Source organism: Burkholderia sp. BCC0405, from assembly GCF_902833075.1.
GTDB lineage: Bacteria > Pseudomonadota > Gammaproteobacteria > Burkholderiales > Burkholderiaceae > Burkholderia.
Genome location: NZ_CADFEO010000005.1, coordinates 157,968 through 183,139 on the forward strand (window position 1 = coordinate 157,968; position 25,172 = coordinate 183,139).

Genomic DNA, 25,172 nt, shown 5'->3' on the forward strand with positions numbered 1-25,172 from the left:
CAACCATTTCGACGTATATGGCTATTGATGTCGACGCTCTTCCCCCGCGCATCGAAACGTATCCGCAGCCCCCTTCGCTGCCGCTATGGTCGATTATCTTCGTCGCCTGCGCCGTGGGGGGCAGCACTGTTGCGCTGCTGTTTTGGCCCAAACGGCTTCCCACCGGGACGCCCGTCTTCTGGATCGCTGCAGCGATTGTTCCGCTGATAGTGGCTGGCATCGTGACCCTTGTCCCGTTCCTTCGTTACGCGGGGAAAGTGCGCTCCATCAAGTCGTGGAATAGTCAGCGCGATCAAGTTGTCGTGGACGTATTTGACGAGGAAAGCCGGCCGGTTGCGGTGCTGGGCAGCATCTGCCGCTTTCCCGTGGAAGACGTACGCGGTCCGGTCTCAAAAGTTGCCGCGGGTGAAGTCGTTCTGATGCCTCAACAAACGCCGGACAAATCCGCCGCTGTCGCAGCGCGTTGGTTTCTCGCACCCGAATTTTCCATTGGGACCGAACCACGCGAATATGATGCCGATCGACAGCGTACCTTGTTGTTTGACCTCCTGCCCGCGATACTCGATGCGCTCAAGGCGCAGATCAACGCACTACCTGTTGGACTGCCACTGAAAGTTGCGCTTTTTGTCGATGCCCCGTCGTTCGATGAGGACATTCGTGAGCATTTTCAATGCTTCTGGCGCGACCGCGCATTACGTGCGTTCACGTTCGATGCCGAGCCGACCATGCCCGGTCTGATGTCGCTCGACCGATGGTTGGATAGGCCTGCCGGCGGTGATCGCGATTATGCGACGCTGCTGGTTAGCGCCCAACTGCACAATCTCGTGACTCAATCTCCGCCGACTGGCAGTAGCGAGGCCGCAATTGCTCTGCTAATGGTTCCGCACGACATTGAACAGCGTCATCGACTGACGGCCTCTGCACATATCCACCGCCCTAGACAGGGGACGATCGCCTCGCTCCAGCAATCGTTGTCGCTCGCATTGAAATGGGGCAAAACGAAACCGGGGGACATTCAACATCTGTGGTATGCCGGCTTCGACAAGATCGGACAACAGGCTTTGCTTTCCGCGATACGTACGGAAAAGATCGCCCTTGTGGAAGGTCAACAAGTGTCGGGTGAACACAATGTCGATCGCCTCGTCGGCGACGCGGGTATCGCGGCTGACTGGTTCGCACTGGCATGCGCAATCGACTTTGCGCAGTCGTTCGGTGGTCCGCAACTTGTGGCCAGACACAACGAAGCTCACAGTATCCTGGCGGTTGCTCGTCCGGTCCTACGTCCCTCTCTTCAAACCCGCCTCTAATGGACCGTAAATTCTGGCTTGATTTCCTATTCGTGGCGCTGATCGCTGCGCTTGCTACCTTGGTCCTGTGGATTCTCCGGGAGGTTGGGGTGGTCAGCCCCGCTGCCGTTCGGCAACTGTCGTGGCCGATACTGCCCATCTGTACGCTTCTGGCGCTCCTTGGCGCTTTCCTGATGTGGCATACCCGCCACAGCCCAGCAGATCGCCGTCTTGCGGCTTGGCCCGGCATTCGGCAAGGCGACGCAACTGTCGAAGCGACGGACAGGAAGGCCAGTTTTTCAGCTGGCCTATCCGAAGCGCTTCGTTCACGATTCGGCTTGCGTTGGCGTTATCGCTTGCCGTGGTTGCTCGTCACCGGCGACGACATGACCATTTGCGGGCTGTTGCCCGAGCTCAGGGAGCGCGGCTGGCTCCTCACGGACGACGCAGTACTGCTCTGGGGGCGTGCTGGGCCGGATGGTCGCCCGGATGAAGTGTGGCTGAAGCAGATTCGTCGCCTTCGTCGCGCTCGCCCGCTCGATGCGATCGTGCTGACGCTCGACGACTCGATGTTGCTGCCCGACACAGTCCGTGGCACGAGCCTTTGGGGTATCTACCTTGCGCGTGTCACGCACCTGCTGCGCTGGTCCGCACCAGTGTTCGTTCTCGATCTTGCCGGCTCGGACTCCGTTCACCGTGCAGACACGCCCGTTACCGGCTGCGAGTTCTCGCGAGCCACCGATGCGCCGGCTATTGAGGCCGCGTTGCTCGAACTTCGCAACCGCTTGGCCGACCGCAGCGTCGACCAACTGGCGCGTAGTAGTACCGACCGTTACGCTTCGGATCTGTCGACCCGGCTCGACACCCGGAGCGCGCCGCTGGCGCGATGGATCGCGAATCTCTCCGACTGGCAACGTCGCCCGCTGCCGGTGGCCGGAGCGTTCTTCGCACCGTGGCCGGCGGCCGGGACAGCGACCACGGGCACGGACAGTCTCCATATCCCGTTATGGCAGTATCTGACCGACGCGGCCAAACGTACGCCGGGGCGCCGCGCGGCGACGCATCCGATCACCGTGCTTTCGATGATCGCGCTGGCGGCCGTCGGACTGTGGGGCGCCGGCATGCTTGTCTCCGGGCTGACGAACGCACGCGGCCTGGCGCTCACGAGCGACGCGCTCCGGACATTCAGCGGCGCCAACAGTTCGGCGACCCGTCTGAGAGCCTTGCTCGCACTCCAGCAACGCATCGAGTTCTACGAAGCGCGCATCCAGCATCCGACGCTGTTTTCTCGCTTCGGCTTGAATCACGATCAGGAGGTGCTCACCGCGTTGTGGGCGCCGTATGCGCGCGAAGCGCGTCCTCAACTGGTCGCGCCTGTTCAGCAGGACATCGAAGGCCAGTTGATCGACCTGACCCAGATGCCGACCACCCACGTCGATGATCAGGTGAACCGCCTCGCGCGCGACGGTCACGCCGCGCTCAAGACGTACCTCATGATGGCGGATCCGCAGCGGGCCGATGCGGCCTTCATGACGCCGCAGCTCGTCCGTCACTGGAACGGCGGTATCGGACTGTCTCCGGGCGAAAAGCTCGACCTGTCTCAGCGGTTGCTGGCGTTCTATGCCCAGCACCTGGGAGCACACCCCGACTGGCGCATTACCCCGCGTGATGAACTCGTCGCGGGCGCTCGCCAGACGCTGCTCGCCGTGATCGGCGTCAAGAACTCGGAAGACACGATTTATCAGGGCATCCTCGACTCCGTCGCGCATAAATATCCAGATCAGACACTGGCGACCCTCACTGACGGGACCGATACGCGCGGGTTGCTGAAGACCACGGCCAGCGTGCCCGGTGCGTACACGCGTCAGGCTTGGGACGGTACGGTCGAGGCGGCGATCGACGACATGGCGAAACGTAACGGCGTAACCGCGGATTGGGTACTCGGCTCCACCGCCGCCAGCCGTAACGCGTCGACCTCGACACCCGAGGCGCTTCGAGCCTCCTTGCGCACGCGGTATTTCGCGGACTATGCAGACCGCTGGCAAACCTTCATGAACAGCATCACGTGCGAGCCGGCACGGACGCTGCCGGCTGCTGTCGCGCAATTGAAGCTGATTGCCGATTCCCGGCAGTCGCCGGTGATCGCGCTGATGAAGTCGCTCGAGTATCAGGGCGGCGCCGGTGTCACAAAGACATCGCTGTCCGACACGCTGGTGAACAAAGCACAGAACATCTTTGCGAGCAGCAAAGACAGCGCCCCACAGCAAGCCGCTCCCGATCCGGCCGGACCGTTGGGCGTGTCGTTCGGCCCAGTATTGCGCCTGGTCACCCCGGGTAACGCGGCAACAGCAGGTGCCTCCAGCGATCTGAGCCTGCAGCGATTCACCGAACGCATCACGATGCTGCGATTGAAGCTGCAGCAGATTGCTGACAGTTCGGACGCCGATAGCGAATCCCGGCAGGTCGCGCAATCACTCTTCCAAGGCAAGAGCTCGGAGCTGGCCGACACGCTGGCCTACGCGCAACTCGTCGCCGCGAGCCTCGGCGAGCAGTGGGCCGGGATGGGGCAGTCGCTGTTCGTGCAGCCGGTTGCGCAAGCCACGCAGGCGGTTCTTGAGCCTGCTCAGGCGAGCCTGAACGACGCGTGGCGGCAAACGGTTGTCGCCGCGTGGAACCGGTCGTTCGCCGGCCGCTATCCGTTCGCGAATACCAACAACGACGCGTCGTTGCCGGAGTTGTCACGTTTTCTGCGTCCGCAGGGCGGCTTGGTTGGCACGTTCCTCGCCGCACAACTGGCGGGCGTGCTGACATTGCAGGGCGACCAGTGGGTGCCGGCGTCGAGCGGCTCTGGCGCGAGTAGTGCGGCACGGACCATCGATCCGGCTTTCCTCAACGCCATCAACATGCTGCAACGGATCGCCAATCACCTGCTGGCACAGGGTGAACCACAGTATGCGTTCGACCTCAAGCCCGTACCCACCCTGGGTGTGACCGACACGCGTCTGACGGTCGACGGTCAAAAACTGCATTACTACAACCAGCAGGAAACCTGGCAGACGTTCACGTGGCCGTCGAACGAGCCGCAGAAGGCCGGCACGCGTCTCGAATGGCAGACCGAGCGGGCTGGCACGAACCTGAATATGGAGTTCGGCGGACGCTGGGCGCTGGTGCGCATGCTGGAGCGAGCACACGTGAGCCCGGTGGATACGGCCACCTACTTGATTACCTGGCAAGCCGAGCCGCAGGCACCTCAATCGAAAGCAGTTGCCGCAAAGGTTGACGATAACGATTCGTTAACAGCGCAGGCTCCACTGACACCTGCTCCGGCGTCGCTCACGTATCCGCTGACCTACCTGATGCGTACCGACGTGGGCAAGGGGCCGCTCGAGCTGCTGTCGCTGCGCGGGTTCGCGTTGCCGTCCAGGATTTTTGTGCCGAGAGCGGCTACTCCGCGAGCGGGCGGGTCCGCCTCGCAGCCGCCGCCGCTGCCGCCGGGCGCACTCGCCGCGGCTCGACATGCATCCGTGCCTATCCCGGGTGGGCCGCTGCCGGAATGACACAACAGGACACACAATGACAAATCCGATCAAGGATAACGAGATCCTGCGCTATTACGAGGCGGAAATGCGCTATTTGCGCGAGGCCGGCCGCGAGTTCGCGCACGCCTTCCCCGATCGGGCGCGCGAGCTTGGGCTGGATCGCGGGGGCGAACGCGACCCCCACGTGGAACGACTGCTGGAAGGTTTCGCGTTCCTGATGGGGCGCCTGCGCCATAAGCTTGATGACGAACTGCCCGAGCTGACCGAAGGGCTCGTCAGCATGCTCTGGCCGCACTACCTGCGCATGATTCCGTCGCTGTCGATCCTCGAACTCACGCCGGACATGGGTGTCTTGCAAAAGCACGAGACGCTCGGAGCCGGGCTCGAGGTGACGTCCGGGCCGATTGCGACAGGCCATGAGGAGGGTGCTGCCACGCATGTTGAATGCGTCTACCGCACCACGCAGCCGATCGACCTGTATCCGATCACGCTCACAGAGGCGGGAGCATGGGCGCGTGAAGACGGTCGTTCCGTGATCCGGTTTCGCCTGGCGATCCAGCCGCAAGCTCAGCGCGAGCGACTGCGCGTGCCGCGCCTGCGTCTGTATCTCGACGCGGATCGACCTGTTGCCCTCGCACTGCATGCAGCGCTGACAGCGAAGCCGCTCGCGATGCAGGTGCGCGTCCCGGGTTTCCCGGAGGATCGTCCCGGCGCGCCCCAGGATATGCCGGGGCTGCGGATGGAGGCGGCCGGCTTCGCGGGCAACGAGCGCCTGTGGCCGAAAGCCGATAACGCGTTCGGCGGTTATCAGTTGCTGCTGGAGTATTTCACGTTCCCCGAGAAGTTCATGTTCGTCGACCTGCTCGGGCTCGACATCCAGGCGCTTCCCGTATCCGCTCCGTACGTCGACGTTGAAATCGTGCTGGCAAGGCAGTGGCATGACGACATGCGCTTCAACGCGGAAAACGTGCGGCTGTACTGCACGCCGATCATCAACCTGTTTCCGGTCCAGGCCGATCCGGTCAAGGTCACGCAATTTGAAACCGAATACCGGGTGCGGGCGCGTGAGCAGCATGGCCCGCTGGTCGACATCTACTCGGTTGACGCCGTACACGGTATCGAGCGCGGCCGACGCTTCGAATACGTGCCATTCGCGGCGTTTCGCCACCGCGGCGGCATGCTGCGCCATGCGATGCCTGAGCGCTATTTCCATACGCGCGTGCGGCGCGCGCCGTCTGGACGGTTTGACACCTGGGTGGTACTCGGTGGCCATGCATGGGAAACCGAACACACGCTGCCGCAGGAAACGCTGTCGCTGGCGGTCACGGGCACCAACGGCATGCTGCCGCGCAAGGCGCTGCGGGATGCCAGCATCACGCGCATGCGGGCAGGGTTCACCAACATCGCTTCGGTGCGCAACCTGACTGCGCCGACACTGCCGGTATACCCGCCGACCGGAGACCGCTTCCAGTGGCGCGTTCTGTCGCATCTGGCGCCCAACTATCTGTCACTGCTCGATGCGGAAATCCTGCGCGGCTCGCTTGCCCTGTACGACTGGACCGACGGCGAATTGAATCGTCGCCGCATCGAAGCGATTACCGACGTGCGTCACCGTCAGTTGCAGAAACTCGTGAAGGGCGGGTTGATGCGCGGCGTCGAGATCGCAGTGACGGTCGACAGCACGCACTTCGCTGGCAACGGCGATCTTGAACTGTTCGGTGCGATGCTCAACCGGTTTCTTGGCCTGTACGCGACAGTCAACCTGTACACGAAGCTCGTTATCGTGTCGCAGCCGACTGGTCAGCGGCTCGAATGGCCGGATACCAAGGGTGAAGGAGCGCCGTTTTGAACGCACTCCCGAAACCGTCCGAACGCAGTCTGACGAGTTTGCCGCCGACCCAGGCGGACCGGGCTTTGCTGCCGGCGCTGCTGGAGCAGGCGCACCGGATGAATTTCTATCGCTTCTGCGCGCTGATCGAGATGGCCGCGCCCGACGCTGCTCCGCTGGGGAGTACCGATTCACCCGTGACGGATCCGATTCGGTTCCGATCGCGGGCCCAACTGGGGTTTCCTGCGCGCGAAATCGACACGGTCGAATTCGATGCCGATAATCCGACTACGCCGGCCGCCGTGCGTACCACATTCCTCGGTTTGTACGGCGTCGATGCGCGCATGCCGGCGTACTTCGTGGACGAGGTCGCGCAAAACCGGGATGGCGCCGAGCCGCTGTCCGCGTTCCTGGACCTGTTTCATCATCGTATTACGGCGCAGCTCTACCGGATCTGGCGCAAGTATCGGTATCCAGCCGGTTTTCGGCCTGATGGCTTCGATACCGTGTCGCGTGGCGTGCTCAGCTTTGTCGGCCTTGGGTTCCGGTCGCCGGAGACCCGAGCGCCGGACTGGGGGCTGCCCCCGGGTGTCGGTGCGCGCACGCTCCTGTCGATGCTCGGGCTGGCCGCACAGAAGACGCGCACGGCCGAAGGGCTCGCCGGCGTACTGAAACATGCGATACCGGACGCCGCCGTCGACGTAGAGGAGTTTTATCCGGTCTGGCGTACCGTCAACGACTTCGAACCTGCCGCGCTTGGCGAGCAATGCTTGCTCGGACGCGGGTTCTACGATCGGGCGAACACCGTGCGTATCCTAATTACACCGCACACGCGCGAAGCAGTCGCGGCACTCGTGCCGGGACGACCGGCGTATCGACAGATCACCGCGTTGCTGCGCTTTTACCTCGGCTACGAGAGCGAAGCGTTGTTGGAGATGCAGGTGCATCCCGACCTGATGCCGGAACCACTGTTGATGCCCGGTCAGGCGAATCTGGGACTGACTACGCAACTGGGCTCACCACCCAGGGCGCAGCACGGACGCCCGCGCGTGACATGGGTGCAATTGGGGCGCTGGAGCGGGGCGACAGACGCTGCATGAGCCCGAAACACCATTTGGCAGGACAACGCGATGCAGGACACTGAACATGGACAAGCAGCAGATGAACCTTCTCAGGACACCGACGGGGAAAAGCCTGGTCGGGGTAGCGGCCGTCTTGGCCATCCTTACAACCGCCGGTTGCGGCGTTGGGCAAGCCGTGAAGGACAGCACGGTGGACGCGGCGAAATGGGTCTTCACGACACAGGTGAAGACGATGAATCTGGACCTCGTGGCCCGGTCGTCCCTCAACGCTAATGCCGGGGGGCAACCGCTGTCGACGGTGGTGAGGCTCTATCAGTTGAAGGACGCGAAGACCTTCGAGCAGCTCGACTACACCCAGCTGCAAACCAACGACCTCGATGCGCTCAAGGCGGACCTGCTCGCGACCAAGGATGTGGTGCTGCGGCCAGGCGCGAGCGCCAGCGTGGTCGAGCCGATGAATCCAGACGCGCAGGTGGTCGGCGTCGTGGCGTTCTTCCGTGAGCCGGGGGATGGCGCGGTCTGGAAGCTGGCCGTGCCGAAAAAACAATGGAAAAAGACCGATCCGGTGAAGATCGAAGTGCGCGACAACGCGTTGATTCTCGTCGATGCGAAAGACAAGCCCGTTACACGGTCCGCACCGCAGCAGAGCGCACCGGCCGGACCAGCGCCGAAGCCGAAAACTTCGACGCAGCCGGGCACGCAGGATGAAGGCTGATCAATTGCGTTATTCGATCCCGAATACGACCAGTGACACCTGATTTTGCGATGCCGATTTTTTGATTGACGAGAGCAACCATGGCGACATCGCCGAAACAGCAAGGTCGTTCGACGCTGACGATTGAGCATATGCATGCCATTGCGACCGCCCGCGGCGGACGCTGCCTGTCGTCGGATGATGTGAATGCTGCCACTCCGCTGTTGTTCGAGTGCGCAGCGGATCATCGCTGGTCAACCGCACCGGCGAACATCCGTGGCGGAAGGTGGTACAGGCAGTGTTTTTGCGAACGCGTACGCGACACGATAGGCGATATGCGTGCGCTGGCGGCAAGCCGCGGCGGCGAGCGTCTTTCAACCTCCTACGACAATCAGTTTCAACGGTTGCGCTGGCGCTGTGCGAGCGGACACGAATGGGAGTCCCCCGCGATCTCCGCGAAGAAGCACTGGTGTCAGCGCTGCTTTCGGGAACGTCGACGGCTGGGTATCCACAAGATGCGTGAAATTGCAGCGGAACGTGGGGGCACTGCCTTTCCGCTCAGTACGTCTCGGCACAGCATTTTCTGGAGCGGCAATGTGGGCTGGGACACGTCTGGTCAACAAAACCCCTGGTCGTATTGCGGGGCCACTGGTGTCCTCAATGTGCCAATCTGGCGCGTGGCACCTGTCTTCAAACCCGCCGAAAATATCTACTGGACAGGACATTTTCCACACCGCCGGATGCGATGCGGGACAAGTAGGTGGTCTGCGCGAAAGGTCTGCGGAAATTTCCCGCAGTGAAGCACTGGACCACAAATGCTCGTCAGTCGGGCCACTCTGCTTCTTGTGTTGGCTATAGCGCTTGGCTCGAGATGGATTGCATCTGCTACAGGCGTTTCTGAACCGCTGTTAAGTGCTTTATCGAAGAATGGGAGGAAGCTGGGAATGCTAAAAATGATGGCGCTGAAAGGCAATCTAACGACGACCGGCGGTCAAGTTCTGGATGGTGACGATTTGGATTTGGACAACGGACAGCCGTATACCTATCACATGGCGCGGGCGTCCTGCGGTCGCTGTGGTCAGATCGGTTCAATTTTCGGTACAGCGAACACATGGGGAGTGGGCGACACCCACGGTGTACTCGACGGCGACATCGTGATGTGCGCGTGCCCGCCCGGGGGAAATCGGGTCATTGCCCGCTCAACGCTCTACTACGCCGATTAGACGTGCCTGAATGTGCAGCGGGGAATTTGAGGGCGCCTTCTCCAAGCCGGATGTGATCGTTTCGACGCCGGGTGTTTCCCCGCTTCGCGCCTGAATTGCGCGCCGGTGCAGCGCACATGCCGCGGAACAAGGGAACCTGACGGTCCGAAAGGCTCTGCCCAATCTGGCCCCCTCGACCACCCCGTGCGGCATGCCGATTGCTCGCTCGTTCCGCGAAACCGCCCAATCCATCCCTGCCCAAACCCGCATCCATCCGGCTTTTCCAGCCCGCACCCCCCCATCCCGTGGCCGATTTTGTCACCACATGGGCCGGATATGACAATAAGAATCGCCCGCCCTGGCATTACGATGCCTCACGTCGTCGCCCGGGCCTGAGCCGGTTTTCCCGCATCAAGCCCCATCGCGCCCCTCATACACCGTCTGATTGGAACATCGACCATGAGCTATCACGCCCCCGTCAAGGACATGCTGTTCGTGCTGAAGGAACTGGCCGGCATCGACGCCGTTGCGCAGTTGCCGGGCTTCGAGGATGCCGGCTACGACACGGCGCAGGCCGTGCTCGACGAATCCGCGAAATTCTGCGGCGAGGTGCTGGCGCCGCTGAACGTCGAAGGCGACCGCAACCCGAGCAGCTGGAAGGACGGCGTCGTGACTGCGACGCCGGGCTTCGGCGAAGCGTTCCGCCAGTTCGTCGAAGGCGGCTGGCAGGGGCTGCAGCATCCGGCCGAGTACGACGGCCAGGGGCTGCCGAAGCTGATCGCGACGCCGTGCATCGAGATGCTGAACGCGTCGAACCTGTCGTTCGCGCTGTGTCCGCTGCTCACCGACGGCGCGATCGAGGCGCTGCTGACGGCCGGCACCGACGAGCAGAAGCAGCGCTACGTGCCGAAGCTGATCTCGGGCGAATGGACCGGCACGATGAACCTGACCGAGCCGCAGGCGGGCTCCGATCTCGCGCTGGTGCGCTCGCGCGCGGAGCCGCAGGGCGACGGCACGTACAAGGTGTTCGGCACGAAGATCTTCATCACGTGGGGCGAGCACGACATGGCGGAGAACATCGTCCACCTGGTGCTGGCGCGCACGCCGAACGCGCCGGAAGGCGTGAAGGGCATCTCGCTGTTCATCGTGCCGAAGTTCATGGTCAACGACGACGGCTCGCTGGGCGCGCGCAACGACGTGCACTGCGTGTCGATCGAGCACAAGCTCGGGATCAAGGCGAGCCCGACGGCGGTGCTGCAATATGGCGACCATGGCGGCGCGATCGGCTACCTGGTCGGCGAGGAAAACCGCGGCCTCGAATACATGTTCATCATGATGAACGCGGCGCGTTTCGGGGTCGGGATGCAGGGGATCGGCGTGGCCGACCGCGCCTACCAGAAGGCGGCGGAATTCGCGAAGGAGCGCGTGCAGAGCCGCCCGGTGGACGGTTCGGCCAGGCAGTCGGTGACGATCATCCATCACCCGGACGTGCGCCGCATGCTCGGCACGATGCGCGCGCTGACCGAAGGCGCGCGGGCGCTGGCGTACGTGGCCGCCGCGCACAGCGACATTGCCCACCGCCATTCGGACGAGGCGACGCGTGCGCGACATCAGGCAATCTACGAGTATCTGGTGCCGGTCGTGAAGGGCTGGAGCACGGAGATGGTGAACGACGTGGCGAGCCTGGGCGTGCAGGTGCACGGCGGGATGGGCTTCATCGAGGAGACGGGCGCGGCGCAGTATTACCGCGATGCACGTATCCTGGCGATCTACGAGGGCACGACGGCGATCCAGGCGAACGACCTGGTGGGCCGCAAGACGATGCGCGACGGCGGCGCGGTGGCGAAGGCGCTGATCGCGGAGATCGGCGAGACGGTGGCGGCGCTGGGCAAGCTGGACGGCGCGGCGGCCGCGTCGGTGAAGGCGCAACTGGAGAAGGGGGCGAAGGCGCTGTCGTCGGTGGTGGATTACGTGGTGGCGAACGTGAAGCAGGACCCGAACGCGGTGTTCGCGGGCAGCGTGCCGTACCTGAAGCTGGCTGGCGTGGTGCTGTGCGGGTGGCAGATGGGCCGTGCGCTGGTGGCGGCGCAGGCGAGGCGCGCGAGCGACCCGGCGTTCTTCGATGCGAAGATCGCGATCGCGCAGTGCTACGCGGAGCACGTGCTGGTGCAGGCCGGCGCGCTCGAAGCGTCGATCGTCGGCACGAAGGGCAACGAGGGCGTGCTCGCGTTGACGGAAGACCAGTTCTGATCGGCTGACGGTCGGGACGCAGGAGGAGACAGGATTTTGACCACACAAAGCTTGCTCGCGCAATACGGCCCGCGCGAATCGATGGAATACGACGTCGTGATCGTCGGCGGCGGTCCCGCCGGGCTGTCGGCGGCGATCCGGCTCAAGCAGCTGGCCGCCGAGAAAGGCGCCGAGATCGGCGTGTGCGTGCTCGAGAAAGGTTCCGAGATCGGCGCGCACATCCTGTCGGGCGCGGTGATGGATCCGCGCGCGATCACCGAGCTGTTCCCCGACTGGAAGGAACGCGGCGCGCCGCTCGACGTCGAGGTGACGGAAGACCGCTTCCTGTTCCTGTCCGAGAAAAGCGCGGTCGCCACGCCGAACTGGGCGCTGCCCGCCAACTTCCAGAACCACGGCAACTACGTGATCTCGCTGGGCAACGTCACGCGCTGGCTGGGGGCACAGGCCGAGGCGCTGGGCGTCGAGATCTTCCCCGGCTTCCCGGCCGCGGAGATTCTCTACAACGACGACGGCTCCGTGAAGGGCGTCGCGACCGGCAACATGGGCGTGGGCAAGGACGGCGAGCCGACCGAGAACTTCCAGCTCGGCATGGAGCTGCACGCGAAGTACACGCTGTTCGCCGAAGGCTGCCGCGGCCACCTCGGCCGCCAGCTGATCGCGAAGTTCAAGCTCGACGCGAACGCGGATCCGCAGGCCTACGGGATCGGCATCAAGGAGCTGTGGGAGATCGACCCGGCCAAGCACAAGCCGGGCCTCGTGATCCACACGGCCGGCTGGCCGCTGAAGTCGGATACCTACGGCGGCTCGTTCCTGTATCACATGGACAACAACCAGGTCGTGGTCGGCTTCGTGGTGGGCCTCGGCTACACGAACCCGTACCTGTCGCCGTTCGAGGAATTCCAGCGCTACAAGACGCACCCGTCGATCCGCGCGTTCCTGGAAGGCGGCAAGCGCGTGTCGTACGGCGCGCGCGCGATCACGGCCGGCGGGCTGCTGTCGCTGCCGAAGACGGTGTTCCCGGGCGGCGCGCTGATCGGCGACGACGCAGGCTTCCTGAACGCCTCGCGAATCAAGGGCAGCCACGCCGCGATCAAGACCGGCATGCTGGCGGCCGATGCCGCGTTCGACGCGGTGCAGGCCGGCCGCCAGTCGGACGAGCTCAACGCATATCCGGACGCGTTCAAGCAGTCGTGGCTGTACACGGAGCTGTATCGCGCGCGCAACTTCAAGCAGTGGATGGCGAAGGGCCTGTACCTCGGCACGCTGATGGTCGGGCTCGAGCAGAAGGTGATGGGCGGCAACGTGCCGTGGACGCTGCACCACAAGCACGCGGACCACGAGATGCTGAAACCGGCGTCGCAATGCCAGCCGATCGAGTATCCGAAGCCGGACGGCAAGCTGACGTTCGACCGGCTGTCGTCGGTGTTCATCTCGAACACGAACCACGAGGAGAACCAGCCGGCGCACCTGACGCTGAAGGATGCGAACGTGCCGGTGAACGTGAACCTGCGCACGTACGCGGGGCCGGAGGGGCGCTTCTGCCCGGCGGCCGTGTACGAGTTCGTGAAGAACGACGACGGCAGCGACCGGCTGGTGATCAACGCGCAGAACTGCGTGCACTGCAAGACCTGCGACATCAAGGACCCGACGCAGAACATCGTGTGGGTCACGCCGGAAGGCGGCGGCGGGCCGAATTACCCGAACATGTAACGCAACGCATCCCCGCGCCTGCGGGCGCGAACGAACCGGAGTGAGACGATGAGCAATGCAGCGAAAGAAGTCGTGGTGGTAAGCGGTGTCCGTACCGCGATCGGTGATTTCGGCGGCAGCCTGAAGGATTTCTCGCCGACCGACCTCGGTGCGAAGGTGGTCGCCGACGTGCTGTCGCGTGCGAACGTGCCGGGCGACGCGGTCGGGCATGTCGTGTTCGGCCACGTCGTGAACACCGAGCCGAAGGACATGTATCTCGCGCGCGTCGCAGCGATCAACGGCGGCGTCGCGCAGCACACGCCCGCGCTGACGGTGAACCGCCTGTGCGGTTCGGGCCTGCAGGCGATCGTGTCGGCCGCGCAGACGATCATGCTCGGCGACGCCGACGTCGCGATCGGCGGCGGCTCGGAAAGCATGAGCCGCGCACCGTACACCGTGCCGGCCGCGCGCTTCGGCCAGCGCATGGGCGACGGCAAGCTCGTCGACATGATGCTCGGCGCGCTGCACGACCCGTTCCAGACGATCCACATGGGTGTGACGGCCGAGAACGTCGCGGCGAAGTACGGCATCTCGCGCGACGCGCAGGATGCGCTGGCGCTCGAATCGCATCGTCGCGCGGCGCGCGCGATCGCGGAAGGGCGCTTCAAGGACCAGATCCTGCCGATTTCCATCCGCACGAAGAAGGGCGAGGTGGCGTTCGACACCGACGAGCACGTGCGTCACGACGCGAGCGCGGACGATTTCACGAAGCTGCGCCCGGTGTTCGCGAAGGAGAACGGCACCGTGACGGCGGGCAACGCATCGGGCATCAACGATGCGGCCGCGGCCGTGCTGATGATGAGCGCCGACGCCGCGCGCGCGCAGGGCGTGAAGCCGCTCGCCCGCCTCGTCGCGTACGCACACGCGGGTGTCGATCCGGCCTACATGGGCATCGGCCCGGTGCCGGCCACGCAGAAGGCGCTCGAACGCGCGGGCCTGACGATCGGCGATCTCGACGTGATCGAGGCGAACGAGGCGTTCGCGGCCCAGGCCTGCGCGGTCACGCAGGAGCTCGGCCTCGATCCGGCGAAGGTCAATCCGAACGGCTCGGGCATCTCGCTCGGTCACCCGATCGGCGCGACCGGTGCGCTGATCACGGTCAAGGCGCTGTACGAACTGAAGCGCATCGGCGGGCGTTACGCGCTCGTGACGATGTGTATCGGCGGCGGCCAGGGGATTGCGGCGATCTTCGAGAACATCTGATAATCGAACGCTCAGCACCCGAACACACAGGAAATTTCATGGCCATCGAAATTGTCGGCGTCGTGGGCGCCGGAACCATGGGCAACGGCATTGCGCAGACCGCCGCCGTGGCAGGACTCAATGTCGTGATGATCGACGTCAGCGACGCCGCGCTCGAGAAGGGCGTCGCGACGCTGAAGGGCAGCCTCGAGCGGCTCGTGTCGAAGGACAAGCTCGACGCGGCCACGCGCGATGCGGCGCTGGCGCGCATCGCGACGTCGACCGACTACGCGAAGCTTGCAGCGGCCGATATCGTGATCGAAGCCGCGACCGAGAACGTCGAGCTGAAGGGCCGCATCCTGAAGCAGATCGAGGCCGTCGCGCGGCCCGAAGCGATCATCGCGACCAACACGTCGTCGATCTCGATCACCGCGCTCGCGGCGCCGCTCGCCGATCCGTCACGCTTCGTCGGCATGCACTTCTTCAACCCGGTGCCGCTGATGCCGCTCGTCGAGATCATCCGCGGGCTGCAGACGAGCGACGCGACCGCGTTGGCGGTGCGCGAGCTGACCGAGCGTTTCGACAAGTCGCCGATCGGCGTGCGCAATTCGCCGGGCTTCGTCGTGAACCGGATTCTCGTGCCGATGATCAACGAGGCGTTCTTCGTGCTGGCCGAAGGCATCGCGTCGGCCGAGGAGATCGACGCGGGGATGAAGCTCGGCGCGAACCACCCGATCGGGCCGCTCGCGCTGGCCGACCTCGTCGGCCTCGACGTGTGCCTCGCGGTGATGGACGTGTTCGTGAAGGACTTCGGCGATCCGAAGTATCGTGCATGCCCGCTGCTGCGCGAGATGGTGACGGCCGGAAGGCTCGGGCGCAAGACGGGGCGCGGGGTGTACGACTACAGCAAGTAAGCGGCGGGCTGGAAAGTCTTCAACGCGGGTGGCGAGTCGTGCCGGATGGTGGATTCATCCGGTGCGGTTCGCCACCCGCGTTTTTCATTCGACGGTGACGCCGGTCTTCAGTGCAGGTTTGTCGCGAGGCTCGCCGAATACTGTCCGCCGGGCAGCGACGCATGCGCGTTGTCGCTCGACCGGATGTGGGCGGGCCGTGCCGGCAGGTTGAATTGTTTCGTAAATCGATTTTAATCGACAAATAGTGAAGCTAATTAAAGATCCATTCTTTCATGTCGATTAAATTGACGTTTCAAACTGTAATGTTATATCTTGGTTGCCCAAAAACAACCGAGAGAAAATAAAGTGGCAATAAACGAGGTGCTTCAAAAAAACCGCCGCTGGCCGGCCATCGTCGCGTGGGCGGTATTCGCCGGACTGGCCGGCGCTGCATCGGCCAATACCGAGCCGGGGCAGCCGACGCAACCCAAGCAGGCGCGCATGCCTCGCGTGCCGCAGAATCTGCCCGTGTCGCCCGAGCAGGCGCAGTACAACCTGCCGCTCAGCGAGCAGGATCGCGCGGCGCTGACCAGGCCTTCGCCGCTCAAGCAGCCGGCCACGCGCAGCAAGCGCAGCACGTCGGGCGCCGATTGCCGCGACCTGTCGGCGATGGCCCGGTATCGCGGCGCGGCACTCGCCGATTACATCGCGAATCTTCCCGATTACGAATGCCATTACGGCCTGTTCTCGGTCGATAAAACGCAGGCCACACAGATCTTCAATGCCGAAAACGTGCACGCTGTCGCGGATCGTTTCGTGCAGGAAATCTATAAATACGATGCGAGCAATTTGATCCTGGTCAATTTGCTGATTTATCTGCGCGCCGCTTATTACCAATATGATGTATCGGGCATTGCGAACCCGATTCCGAATCTCGCGGTGTCGCTGCGCCCGTATATCAAGCAGAGCCTGGAGGGCGATGCGCTCTATCGCGACAATTCGCGTGCGCCGAGCACCGCGAACGAGCTGATGAAGCTCATCACGAACATGCGGGACGAAGCGTACTACCTGCCGACGCTGAAGAACCGCATCGCGTCCTACACCGTGAGCGCGGCGAATCCGCAGGCGGCGGCGCCGCTGCTGCAGCGCAGTGCGGCGGGCGGCTTCACCGGCTTGCTCACGGTGTTCTTCTACGCGCACCAGCGCAGCGGCGCGCAGCCGATGCTCGACAGCGACGCGACGCTTCCGGAGACGCTCAACCGCTTCGTCACCGCGAACCGCGCGAGCCTGTCGAACACGAGCGCCGCCTATCAGCTGGCCGACGCGGCGCGCGAAACGTTTCGCTTCCTCCGCTATCCGGCACAGAAGCCGCGCGTGAAGAAAATGATCCAGGACATGCTCGCGTCGACGAGCATGACGGGCGCGGACAGCGATCTCTGGCTCGCGGCGGCGGAAGCGGTCGACTACGGCGATCCGGGCAACTGCGCGGACTACGGCACTTGCGACTACAAGAAGCGGCTGGCCGACACGGTGCTCTCGAATCGCTACGCGTGCAACGCGGGCGTGCGCATTCTGGCGCAGGACATGACGATGCCGCAGTTGCAGTCGGTCTGCGCGGCGGTCGCACGGCAGGACGACTACTTCCACCGGATGATGAAAACCGGGCGCAAGCCGGTCGCGGGCGATCGCAACGACACGATCGAGCTCGTCGTTTTCGACGACTACGCGAACTATCGAAAATACGCGTCGGTGATCTACGGCATCAGCACCGACAACGGCGGCATGTATCTCGAGGGCGATCCTTCGGCACCCGGCAACCAGGCGCGCTTCATCGCGCACGAGGCATCGTGGCTGCGGCCCGAGTTCAAGGTGTGGAATCTCGAGCACGAGTTCACGCACTATCTCGACGGCCGCTACGACATGGCGGGCGACTTCTCGGTGAGCACCGCGAAGCCGACCGTGTGGTGGATCGAAGGCGTCGCCGAGTATCTGTCGAGAAGGAACGACAACCAGGAGTCGATCGATGCAGTGCGCACGAGCGCGTACCGGTTCTCGGACGTGCTCGGCACGCGTTACTCGTCGAGTGACTACGTCACGCGCGCGTACCGGTGGGGCTACATGGCGACGCGCTTCATGTTCGAGCGCCATCGCGCGGATGTCGACACGATCGTGGCGCGCTTCCGGGTGGGCGATTACGACGGCTACGCAAACTATGTCGCGTACATCGGCAATCGCTACGACACCGAGTTCGCCGACTGGGCGCGCAACGCGACGACGGCGGGCGAGCCGCCGATGCCGGCGAAGCGCTGACCGGCACGGGCCGGCGCCGCGTGATCGGGCGCCGGCCTCCGTGGCGCCCGACGCATCAGAGCAGGAAGCAGGAAGCAGGAAGCAGGAAGCAGGAAGCAGGAAGCAGGAAGCAGGAAGCAGGAAGCAGGAAGCAGGAAGCGGCCCTCGAACGGACGTTCGAAGGCCACGGCGCGTCGACATGACGCGCCGCCACCGCGCTAGCGATCCGTTCCGGTATCGGCAACATAGTTTGCGATACTGAAGAATCGATAATCGCTCAGCAGATCCGGCCCCGGGAACCCCTCCGGATGAATCCGCCCATGAATCGGGCTGTCGGGGCGCAGGCCGGCCAGGGTCAACGCGAGCGTGAATTCGTTGAACGGCGCCATGAACTGACGCGACACGAAATGCATGCCCCAGTTGAACACCGACGGAAGCTGCTCGGTGCGCAACCATGTGTCCGGCCCGCCCGGCGCACGCGCGCAAAGATTTTCCGCCCACGGGCTGTGCCCTTCCACGATGAGAAAGCCATGCTTCGCGTGGCGCTTCCAGCGGGTCAGGAAATCGATGAGATCCGCGGCCGCCACGTAACCGGGAACGAGGCCTTCCGCATCGCTATACGCCACCTTGAACGCACGCTTGATCTGGTCGAGCGAGATCGGCAGCTCGGCCTGGTCCGATACCGTCAGCGTGCCCGCGTAGTGCTGATCGACAACCGCGCGCAGGCGCGCTCGATCGACGGTGCGCAGATGACGCTCGAGGATCGGCTCGGCGGCGTCCTTGCGACGGATGCTCAACCGTCGGTTGTGGACCAGGAACATGAAGGTATGCAGCAAGTCGCTCAGTTGCGCCGGGCGCACGCTGCCGTCCGGCTGCGTGACGGTCAGGCCGCTTGCGGCCACGGCTTCGTCGTAGCGGTCGGGCCGGGAAATGTCGGCGGCGATCACGCGTACCTGCACGCCGGGGATGTCCCTCAGCGCAGACAGCGTGGCGGCCGCGCGGCCGCGCGCGGATTCGTTGTAGTCGGCGCCGACCACGAGCAGCGGATAGGCGTCGAGGTGGCGGCCGCGCCGCGTCGACGTAATGACGTACTGCGCCAGGCGCTTCAGCGCGCTGCCGTCGCCGCAGCCCATGTCGGCGATGCCGGATGGCTGGCGATCCAGCGGCGTCTCGTCGAACAGCTTGCGCAGGATTTTCGTCGTGATTTCCTGTGACGCCGGCCCGGACCCGGCGCCGCTCGACGCATACACGTTCATCACGCGATCGATGTGGCCGTCGCTATCGATATCGAGCGGATCGGGGTTGCCGAACAGCAGTTCGTCGAGCAGCGCATACGAACGCAGATAGGACGCGGGCAACCCCGCGTAAGGGGCGGCAATCGGACGGTGAATCCGGCCCGACTCGGTGAGGCGCACCTTTTCCCGATCGATTTCCGCCATGCCGAACTTGCACATCAGCGCCCAGGCCGCTTGCAGCACGACAGGATCAGCCTGCGTCCACGCGCCGACCGGGACGCCGTCGGGCTCGCTGTCGAGCTTGCCGAGGATGCCGGGCGCCGATTGCGAGTACTGGCCGTCCGGCTGCCTGTCGAACACCGGCATATCGAGCGCGACCCAGGTCGGGCCGAGCAACAGGCCGTCCATCGCCGTGCGCAGTTGCCCGTTCGCCTGACGCTCCAGGTCGGTGGCCGGGCGCGGAAGCGCCGGCCAACCCGCTACGCAGATCCGCGCGAGCTGGGCATACAGCATGCTGTCGCCGGCCGCCGCGCGGGTTCGATGACACAGGGCGTGCAGATGCTGGAGCACCGACGTGGCATTCGCCAGTTGCTCGAACAGCGGCCGGGTGCGCTCGACGCATGCCACGACATATTCGCCGGCCGGGGTGAGCGCATATTCGGCGTCTTCGTCGCCGCGATCGAGGGTCAGCCAGCCGGCCAGGCTCAACAGGTTGAAGGCGCCCCACAGAATCCCCAGGTTGCGGGTCGGGTCGGGCTGGCGGGACGTCGCGAACGCGCGCATCGCGCGGGGCGCTCCGGCCTTCAGGCCGCGGAACGCGCCGGCAAACACCAGGCGCGCCAGCGTCGGCACCAGCACGATGCCGTTCGCCCAGTTGCAGCTGCGCGTATAGGCCATCACGCGCTGCGCGTCGTGCCGGCCGATGCGCAGCGTGGCCGCACGCGTGTGTTGCTCGAGCTTGACCGGCAGCTCCATGTCGAGCACCTCGACGCCGATCGTGGTGCCGGCCGACAGGCCGAGCAACGTGCGGGTTTCGTCGGGATAGGCGCCGAGATAGTGTTCGAGCTGCCGGGCCAGTGCGGTGGAGGAATCACCAAGGTCGAATCGGGCGTGCATGTTGGACGGTCTCACAGGGTCGAAGGTTGGGCTGCAATGCGTGACGATGCGTCCGGATCGGCGTGCGCGACGGCAACCGCCGGCGCGGCGCCGTGAGTCCGTGGCGCGAGATGAGCGGCCAGCGCGCGAATGGACGGGTAGTCCCAGACCGCGGACGGATCGACGGTGACGCGGAACGCCTCGCTGAGTACCAGCGTCATCTCGACGGCGAGGATCGAGTCGAAGCCGATCTCGGCGAACGTCGACTCGCGCGTCAATCGAAGCGTGCGGTGCTTGAGGCGCTCGCCCAGCCATGCGATGAGCCATTGTTCGACCGCATGCACCTGCTGGCGATCGAGCAGGCTTGCCGGCTCGTTCACGATCGGGGCGGCGGCCGGACCGGCGTCTTCGCCGGCGGGCGCATCGGGCGCATCGGGCGCGCGGGAGACCGAATGCGCGCCGGTATCGGCGTCCAGCAACGGATCGACGCGTTGGCTTGCGCGCGGGATCGTTTGCTCGATCAAGCCGATCTCGAACCCGGTGCGCGCGGCCCAGTCGTTCAGTTCCGCCGTCGTGGGCAACGCGGATCGCAGGCCGACCTGCCGTTGCGCCGCCTCGATCGCGAGTTCGTACTGGCGCTGCGCCCAGCGCAGCGTGCCGTCGCCGATGCGCTGCTGTGCCGCCGCGCGTTCGATCACCGCCAGCAGCAATCCCCATTGCGCGATCGTGCCGAGCCAATAATTGACCCAGACGGCGGCGTGCGCGGCGCCGTCGAGTTTCGCCGCATTGGCGAGCCCGTCCTGCGCCAGCTGCGCGCCCAGCTCGCGCAGCTCCCTGGCCAGCGTACCGGCGCTCAGCGCACTCTCCAGATAGCGCAGCAGATCGTCGCTGCCGTTGAGCAGGCGACTGCCCAGGTGAACCAGCAGCGTTTCGGTCGGCCCCTCGAAGATGCGGGTCAGGCGCGCGTCCCGGAAGATCTGCGGCGCCAGGTTGGTCTCGATATAACCCCGGCCGCCCAGGAACTGCATCATCTCGTCAGCGGATTGCGACAGCAGTTCGGAGCCGAGAATCTTCGCAATCAGGAGGCAATCTTCAGGCAGCGCGATGCCGAGATCCAGTTCGGTGGACAGGTGCTCGACCAGCGCGTCGAGCCCGTCGATGCGGTCCCGCAGCTCGCCCAGGCGCAGGCGGCTCAGCGGGTTGTCCAGCAGGAGGCCGGTGCCGACCTGGCGCCGCGCGCCGTAGCGATGCATCAGCTGCGCACAGCGTTTCATTCCGCCCACGCTGACGGCGGCGATGCCAAGGCGCGCAACGTTCATCGCGTGCTGCGCCACGTGCATCCCCTGGCCGATATCGCCGAGCCGGTATGCGTCGCTGATTCGCGCGCGATCCAGATGCAGCGAATTCTGGATCATGCCGCGCACGCCCATCGTCAGTTCCTCGGCGCCGATCCGCACGCCCGGCGTGCCGGGGCGCACCGCCAGGCCGACCATGCCGGCGCCGTCGGCCTGCTTCGCGAACACGTTGATGATCCCCGCCCATGCGGATGAGCCGCTCCAGCACTTGTTCCCCGTGACCAGCCAGTCGCCGGACGCGATGCGCTGCGCGCGGGAGGCAATGGCGCGCACATGCGAGCCCGCGGCCGGCTCCGTGATCGCGAACGCGGCGAGCATCCGGCCGCTCGCGAGGCTCGGCAGCAGTTCCTCGCGCAAGGGCGGCTGCGCATGGTGCATGATCGGCAGGATCCCGAGCGTGTTGTTCAGGGCGACAAAGAAAGCCAGGGTCGAATCGATCGTGGCCAACTGCGCCATCACGCGCGACATGTCGCGCAGGCCGAGGCCGAGGCCGCCGTGCGAACGGTCGATCGGCATGCCGAGCAGGCCCCGATTCCCGAAATCGAGCACGATGTGCGGCGGAATCGTGCGACGCTCGTCGATGGTTCGCGAATCGATCCGCGTGCGGGCATAGTGCCTGAGCCAGTCGTTCAGTTCGTCGACGGTGGCGCTGTCGTCGCGCCGGCGATCGTTGGCCGCCGGCCGGTCGACAACCGCTGCCGGGCGCGCGGGCTGCCGGCGATCGGTCGCGGGCGGTTGTACGCCGCCCTCGACGTCCCACTGCGCGAGGATCGTCAGCGCCCCGTCGTGCAACTGGGTGCGGCACGTGCTGCGGCGCACCTTGCCGCTCGACGTTTTCGGCACGCTGCCGGGCGACACCAGCACGATCGCGCTCGGGCCGATGTCGAGGCGATTCCAGATCGCCTGGCGAATCGCGTCGATGAGGCTGTCGAGATTGCCCTTGCGCTGCGTGCGCTCGACTTCCGCGACGACGATCAGACGTTCCGCGTCGACCTGGTCGTCCATGAAGGCCGCGCAGCCGTTCGGCACGAGTTCCGGCACGCCGACGATCAGCGCGTACTCGATGTCTTCCGAGTAGTAGTTGCGGCCGGCCAGGATCACCATGTCCTTGAGCCGGCCGGTGACGTAAAGTTCGTCGTCCAGAATGAAGCCGAGATCGCCGGTGCGCATGAAAACCTGGTCCCGCTGGCCCGCCAGACGGTGCTGGAAGGTCGAATGCGTCTGCTCGTCCAGATGCCAGTAGCCGGCGGCGACGCTCGGGCCGGCCACGCAGATTTCGCCGATGGTCCGATCGGCGCAACGCTCGTTCGTCTCGAGGTCGCGCACGATCACGTGTTGTTCGCCGTCGGTGCGGCCCACGCTGACCAGGACCCGTTCGCCCGGACGATCCAGCGGCTGCCGCGACACGCCCAGGAATGTGTCGCGCAGCACCACGGATTGCCGCTGGAGGGCCGCCTGGTCGACGCATAGCGTCCGGATCGGATACTGCTTCATGCGACCGGCGACGTACAGCGTGCCCTCCGCCAGCCCGTAGCACGGTCGAAAACTTCCGGCGTCGAAGCCCGCGGCGGCAAAGCGCTGCGCAAAATCCGACAGGGTGCTCGCGCGCACGGATTCCGCACCGTTATACGCGGTACGAACACACGACAGGTCGAGCGTCGCCAATTGTTCGTCGGAGATCCGCCGGCAGGCCATCCGGTAAGCAAAATCCGGCGCGCCCGTCAGGTCCGCACGGTACTGGCTGATCGCACGCAACCACAGGTACGGATGCTGGATGAAGCGTTCCGGGGCCATCAGCACGCTCCGGAAGCCGCCGTAGAGCGACGTCAGGATCACGCCGATCAGGCCCATGTCGTGGTAGGGCGGCAGCCAGCTGACGATCGTGCTCTGCTCGTCATAGGCGAACCATTCGCGCATCAGCCCCAGGTTATGCATCAGGTTGCCGTGCGACACCATCACGCCCTTGGGGCTGCCGGTGGTGCCCGACGTGTATTGCAGGAAGGCGATCTGGGATGGCTGCACGCGGGCGGGCGAATGCACGGGATCCAGCGCCTGCGCGGCCCCGACGTCGAGCAGCGTGCTGCCGGATACGTCGGTATCGGCGAGCCAGGTCGCGCAGCGCGCATGGTCCTCGGCCGAACACAGGATCGTGTTCGCGCCTGCGTTCTCGACGATGCCGGCAATCCGCACCATGTGCTGCCTGTTGCGCGGCGGGTAGGCGGGAACGGCGATGGCGCCCGCATACAGGCACCCCATGAAGGCGCTGACATAGTCGAGCCCCGGCCGGCACAGCAGCAGGACCCGGTCGCCGATGTCGATCGCGTTCTGCCGCAGCAGCGCGGCCACCCGGCGCGCACGTGCGTCGAGTTCCGCGAAGGTCATCGATTCGGTCTGCTCCTGTTCGGGCGGGCCGCTCAGGAACACGTAGGCGGTCTTGTCGCCGAGTGTGGCGGCCCGGTTCTGAAGCAATTCGCTAAGCGTGGTCGGCAAAATCGCAGTGGTCATGGTGTCGTCGGAAGAGGAATGAAAACAGCGCGCAGCGGCCTGACGCCGGGCGGCGCTCACGCGTTGCCGCGGCGGGAATCCGAGGAGGCTATTCGGCGCGATGGAACAGATCGATCATGTGCATCATGCTTTTGAGATGCAGGAAATGCGGCACCACCCGTTCGCTCCTGGCTGCATAACGTGCGGTCCAGCGGTGGGCCAGCGCGTGCGTGGCGGAGGCGTTGCCGCGAACCGCGCGCGCGTCGGCCTCACGCGCATCGAGGCATGCGCGTGCGTGCCGAACGGCCGATCGGGCGAGCTCGCCGGTGAGGATGCCGTGGTGTCCCAACGCGAGCCGCGGCGGCTGCAGTTGCTCGATGACCTGCAGCGAGTGCCGGTAGGCAAACAGGTCCTGAAAGACCAGCGGCAGCCAGCTGGTGGCGCCGTGATACTCGCCGAGCGCATCCGACACGAAACCGATGTCCAGCTGCGGACAGCAGTAGCCGAACTGGCAACGGCTGTGGCCCGGCAGCGCGATCGTGCGAATCTGCATCCCGGCGCCGATGTCGAGCTGCGTGCCCGGATTGACCGGATAGAACGGCAGGTCGGACAACTCGGTGAAATCGGCATCGGCGGCGGGCTGCCACGACATCGACGCGTGCGTGTCGAGCTGACGAATGGTTCGGCAGGCCGACGGGCTCTGGAACGCATCGAACGCGTCGGGAGAACCGGATACATGGAGCCACGGCATGCGCGACTTGAGCGTCATCAGCAGGCTGCAATGGTCGTAGTGCGAGTGGGTGATCAGCCAGTAGCGCAAATGCCGGATGCCGCCGAAGTCGCGCAGCAGCGCGTGAAGCTGCTGCCACACGAGTTCGGTCATGCCGCTCAGGCCGCCCTCGATCAGCGTCGCGGCCTCGTCGTTGACGATCACGTACAGCGGCACGTCAGCCGTGCCGATAAGGGCCAGCCGCGGCTCGATCCATCCCGTGGAAGCGTTCAGCATGTC

General features: G+C 65.0%; 15 protein-coding genes. 12 read left to right on the forward strand and 3 right to left on the reverse strand.

The window, feature by feature from the left end; all coding sequences use genetic code 11:
• The first annotated feature begins 17 nt into the window (after positions 1-17).
• The 12 genes from HWX36_RS10120 (at position 18) to HWX36_RS10175 (ending at position 18,015) form a co-directional block, all read left to right on the forward strand.
• Positions 18-1,307 (forward strand): hypothetical protein, encoded by a 1,290-nt coding sequence (locus tag HWX36_RS10120; protein WP_175951961.1) that lies wholly within the window; start codon positions 18-20, stop codon positions 1,305-1,307.
• The gene (locus HWX36_RS10125; protein WP_175951962.1) at positions 1,307-4,843 is read left to right on the forward strand and encodes an ImcF-related family protein; all 3,537 of its coding nucleotides are present in this window, start codon (positions 1,307-1,309) and stop codon (positions 4,841-4,843) included. Before HWX36_RS10120 ends, HWX36_RS10125 begins: the two co-directional genes overlap by 1 nt.
• Positions 4,844-4,859: 16 nt before the next feature.
• Positions 4,860-6,674, forward strand: coding sequence for a type VI secretion system baseplate subunit TssF (tssF, locus tag HWX36_RS10130; RefSeq protein WP_175951963.1), 1,815 nt, complete (start codon positions 4,860-4,862; stop codon positions 6,672-6,674).
• A 98-nt stretch (positions 6,675-6,772) separates the two neighbouring features.
• On the forward strand, positions 6,773-7,753 hold the full coding sequence (tssG, locus tag HWX36_RS10135; RefSeq protein WP_175952177.1) for a type VI secretion system baseplate subunit TssG: 981 nt from the start codon (positions 6,773-6,775) through the stop codon (positions 7,751-7,753).
• A 46-nt stretch (positions 7,754-7,799) separates the two neighbouring features.
• On the forward strand, positions 7,800-8,450 hold the full coding sequence (tssJ, locus tag HWX36_RS10140; protein WP_175951964.1) for a type VI secretion system lipoprotein TssJ: 651 nt from the start codon (positions 7,800-7,802) through the stop codon (positions 8,448-8,450).
• 80 nt (positions 8,451-8,530) lie between these two features.
• Positions 8,531-9,229: a hypothetical protein gene (locus tag HWX36_RS10145; protein ID WP_175951965.1), complete on the forward strand. Its 699-nt coding sequence runs from the start codon at positions 8,531-8,533 to the stop codon at positions 9,227-9,229.
• 144 nt (positions 9,230-9,373) lie between these two features.
• Positions 9,374-9,652 carry a PAAR domain-containing protein gene (locus tag HWX36_RS10150; RefSeq protein ID WP_175951966.1) on the forward strand — a complete coding sequence of 93 codons (279 nt, stop codon included), beginning with the start codon at positions 9,374-9,376 and terminating at the stop codon, positions 9,650-9,652.
• Positions 9,653-10,090: 438 nt separating this feature from the next.
• On the forward strand, positions 10,091-11,881 hold the full coding sequence (locus HWX36_RS10155; RefSeq protein ID WP_175951967.1) for an acyl-CoA dehydrogenase: 1,791 nt from the start codon (positions 10,091-10,093) through the stop codon (positions 11,879-11,881).
• Positions 11,882-11,917: 36 nt separating this feature from the next.
• Positions 11,918-13,591 carry an electron transfer flavoprotein-ubiquinone oxidoreductase gene (locus tag HWX36_RS10160; RefSeq protein ID WP_175951968.1) on the forward strand — a complete coding sequence of 558 codons (1,674 nt, stop codon included), beginning with the start codon at positions 11,918-11,920 and terminating at the stop codon, positions 13,589-13,591.
• A 48-nt stretch (positions 13,592-13,639) separates the two neighbouring features.
• Positions 13,640-14,833 carry a beta-ketothiolase BktB gene (gene bktB / locus HWX36_RS10165; protein ID WP_175951969.1) on the forward strand — a complete coding sequence of 398 codons (1,194 nt, stop codon included), beginning with the start codon at positions 13,640-13,642 and terminating at the stop codon, positions 14,831-14,833.
• Positions 14,834-14,871: 38 nt separating this feature from the next.
• Positions 14,872-15,726 (forward strand): 3-hydroxybutyryl-CoA dehydrogenase, encoded by an 855-nt coding sequence (locus HWX36_RS10170; protein WP_175951970.1) that lies wholly within the window; start codon positions 14,872-14,874, stop codon positions 15,724-15,726.
• A gap of 345 nt (positions 15,727-16,071) precedes the next feature.
• Complete coding sequence (locus HWX36_RS10175) at positions 16,072-18,015, forward strand: collagenase (RefSeq protein ID WP_175951971.1); 1,944 nt, start codon at positions 16,072-16,074, stop codon at positions 18,013-18,015.
• 197 nt (positions 18,016-18,212) lie between these two features.
• Here HWX36_RS10175 and HWX36_RS10180 read toward each other — a convergent pair whose 3' ends face one another.
• From HWX36_RS10180 to HWX36_RS10190, 3 genes are all read right to left on the reverse strand, one after another.
• Complete coding sequence (locus HWX36_RS10180; protein ID WP_175951972.1) at positions 18,213-20,345, reverse strand: hypothetical protein; 2,133 nt, start codon at positions 20,343-20,345, stop codon at positions 18,213-18,215.
• Between the two features lie 11 nt (positions 20,346-20,356).
• On the reverse strand, positions 20,357-24,184 hold the full coding sequence (locus tag HWX36_RS10185; protein WP_175951973.1) for an AMP-binding protein: 3,828 nt from the start codon (positions 24,182-24,184) through the stop codon (positions 20,357-20,359).
• 88 nt (positions 24,185-24,272) lie between these two features.
• Positions 24,273-25,169 (reverse strand): MBL fold metallo-hydrolase, encoded by an 897-nt coding sequence (locus HWX36_RS10190; RefSeq protein WP_175951974.1) that lies wholly within the window; start codon positions 25,167-25,169, stop codon positions 24,273-24,275.
• Positions 25,170-25,172 lie beyond the last annotated feature (3 nt).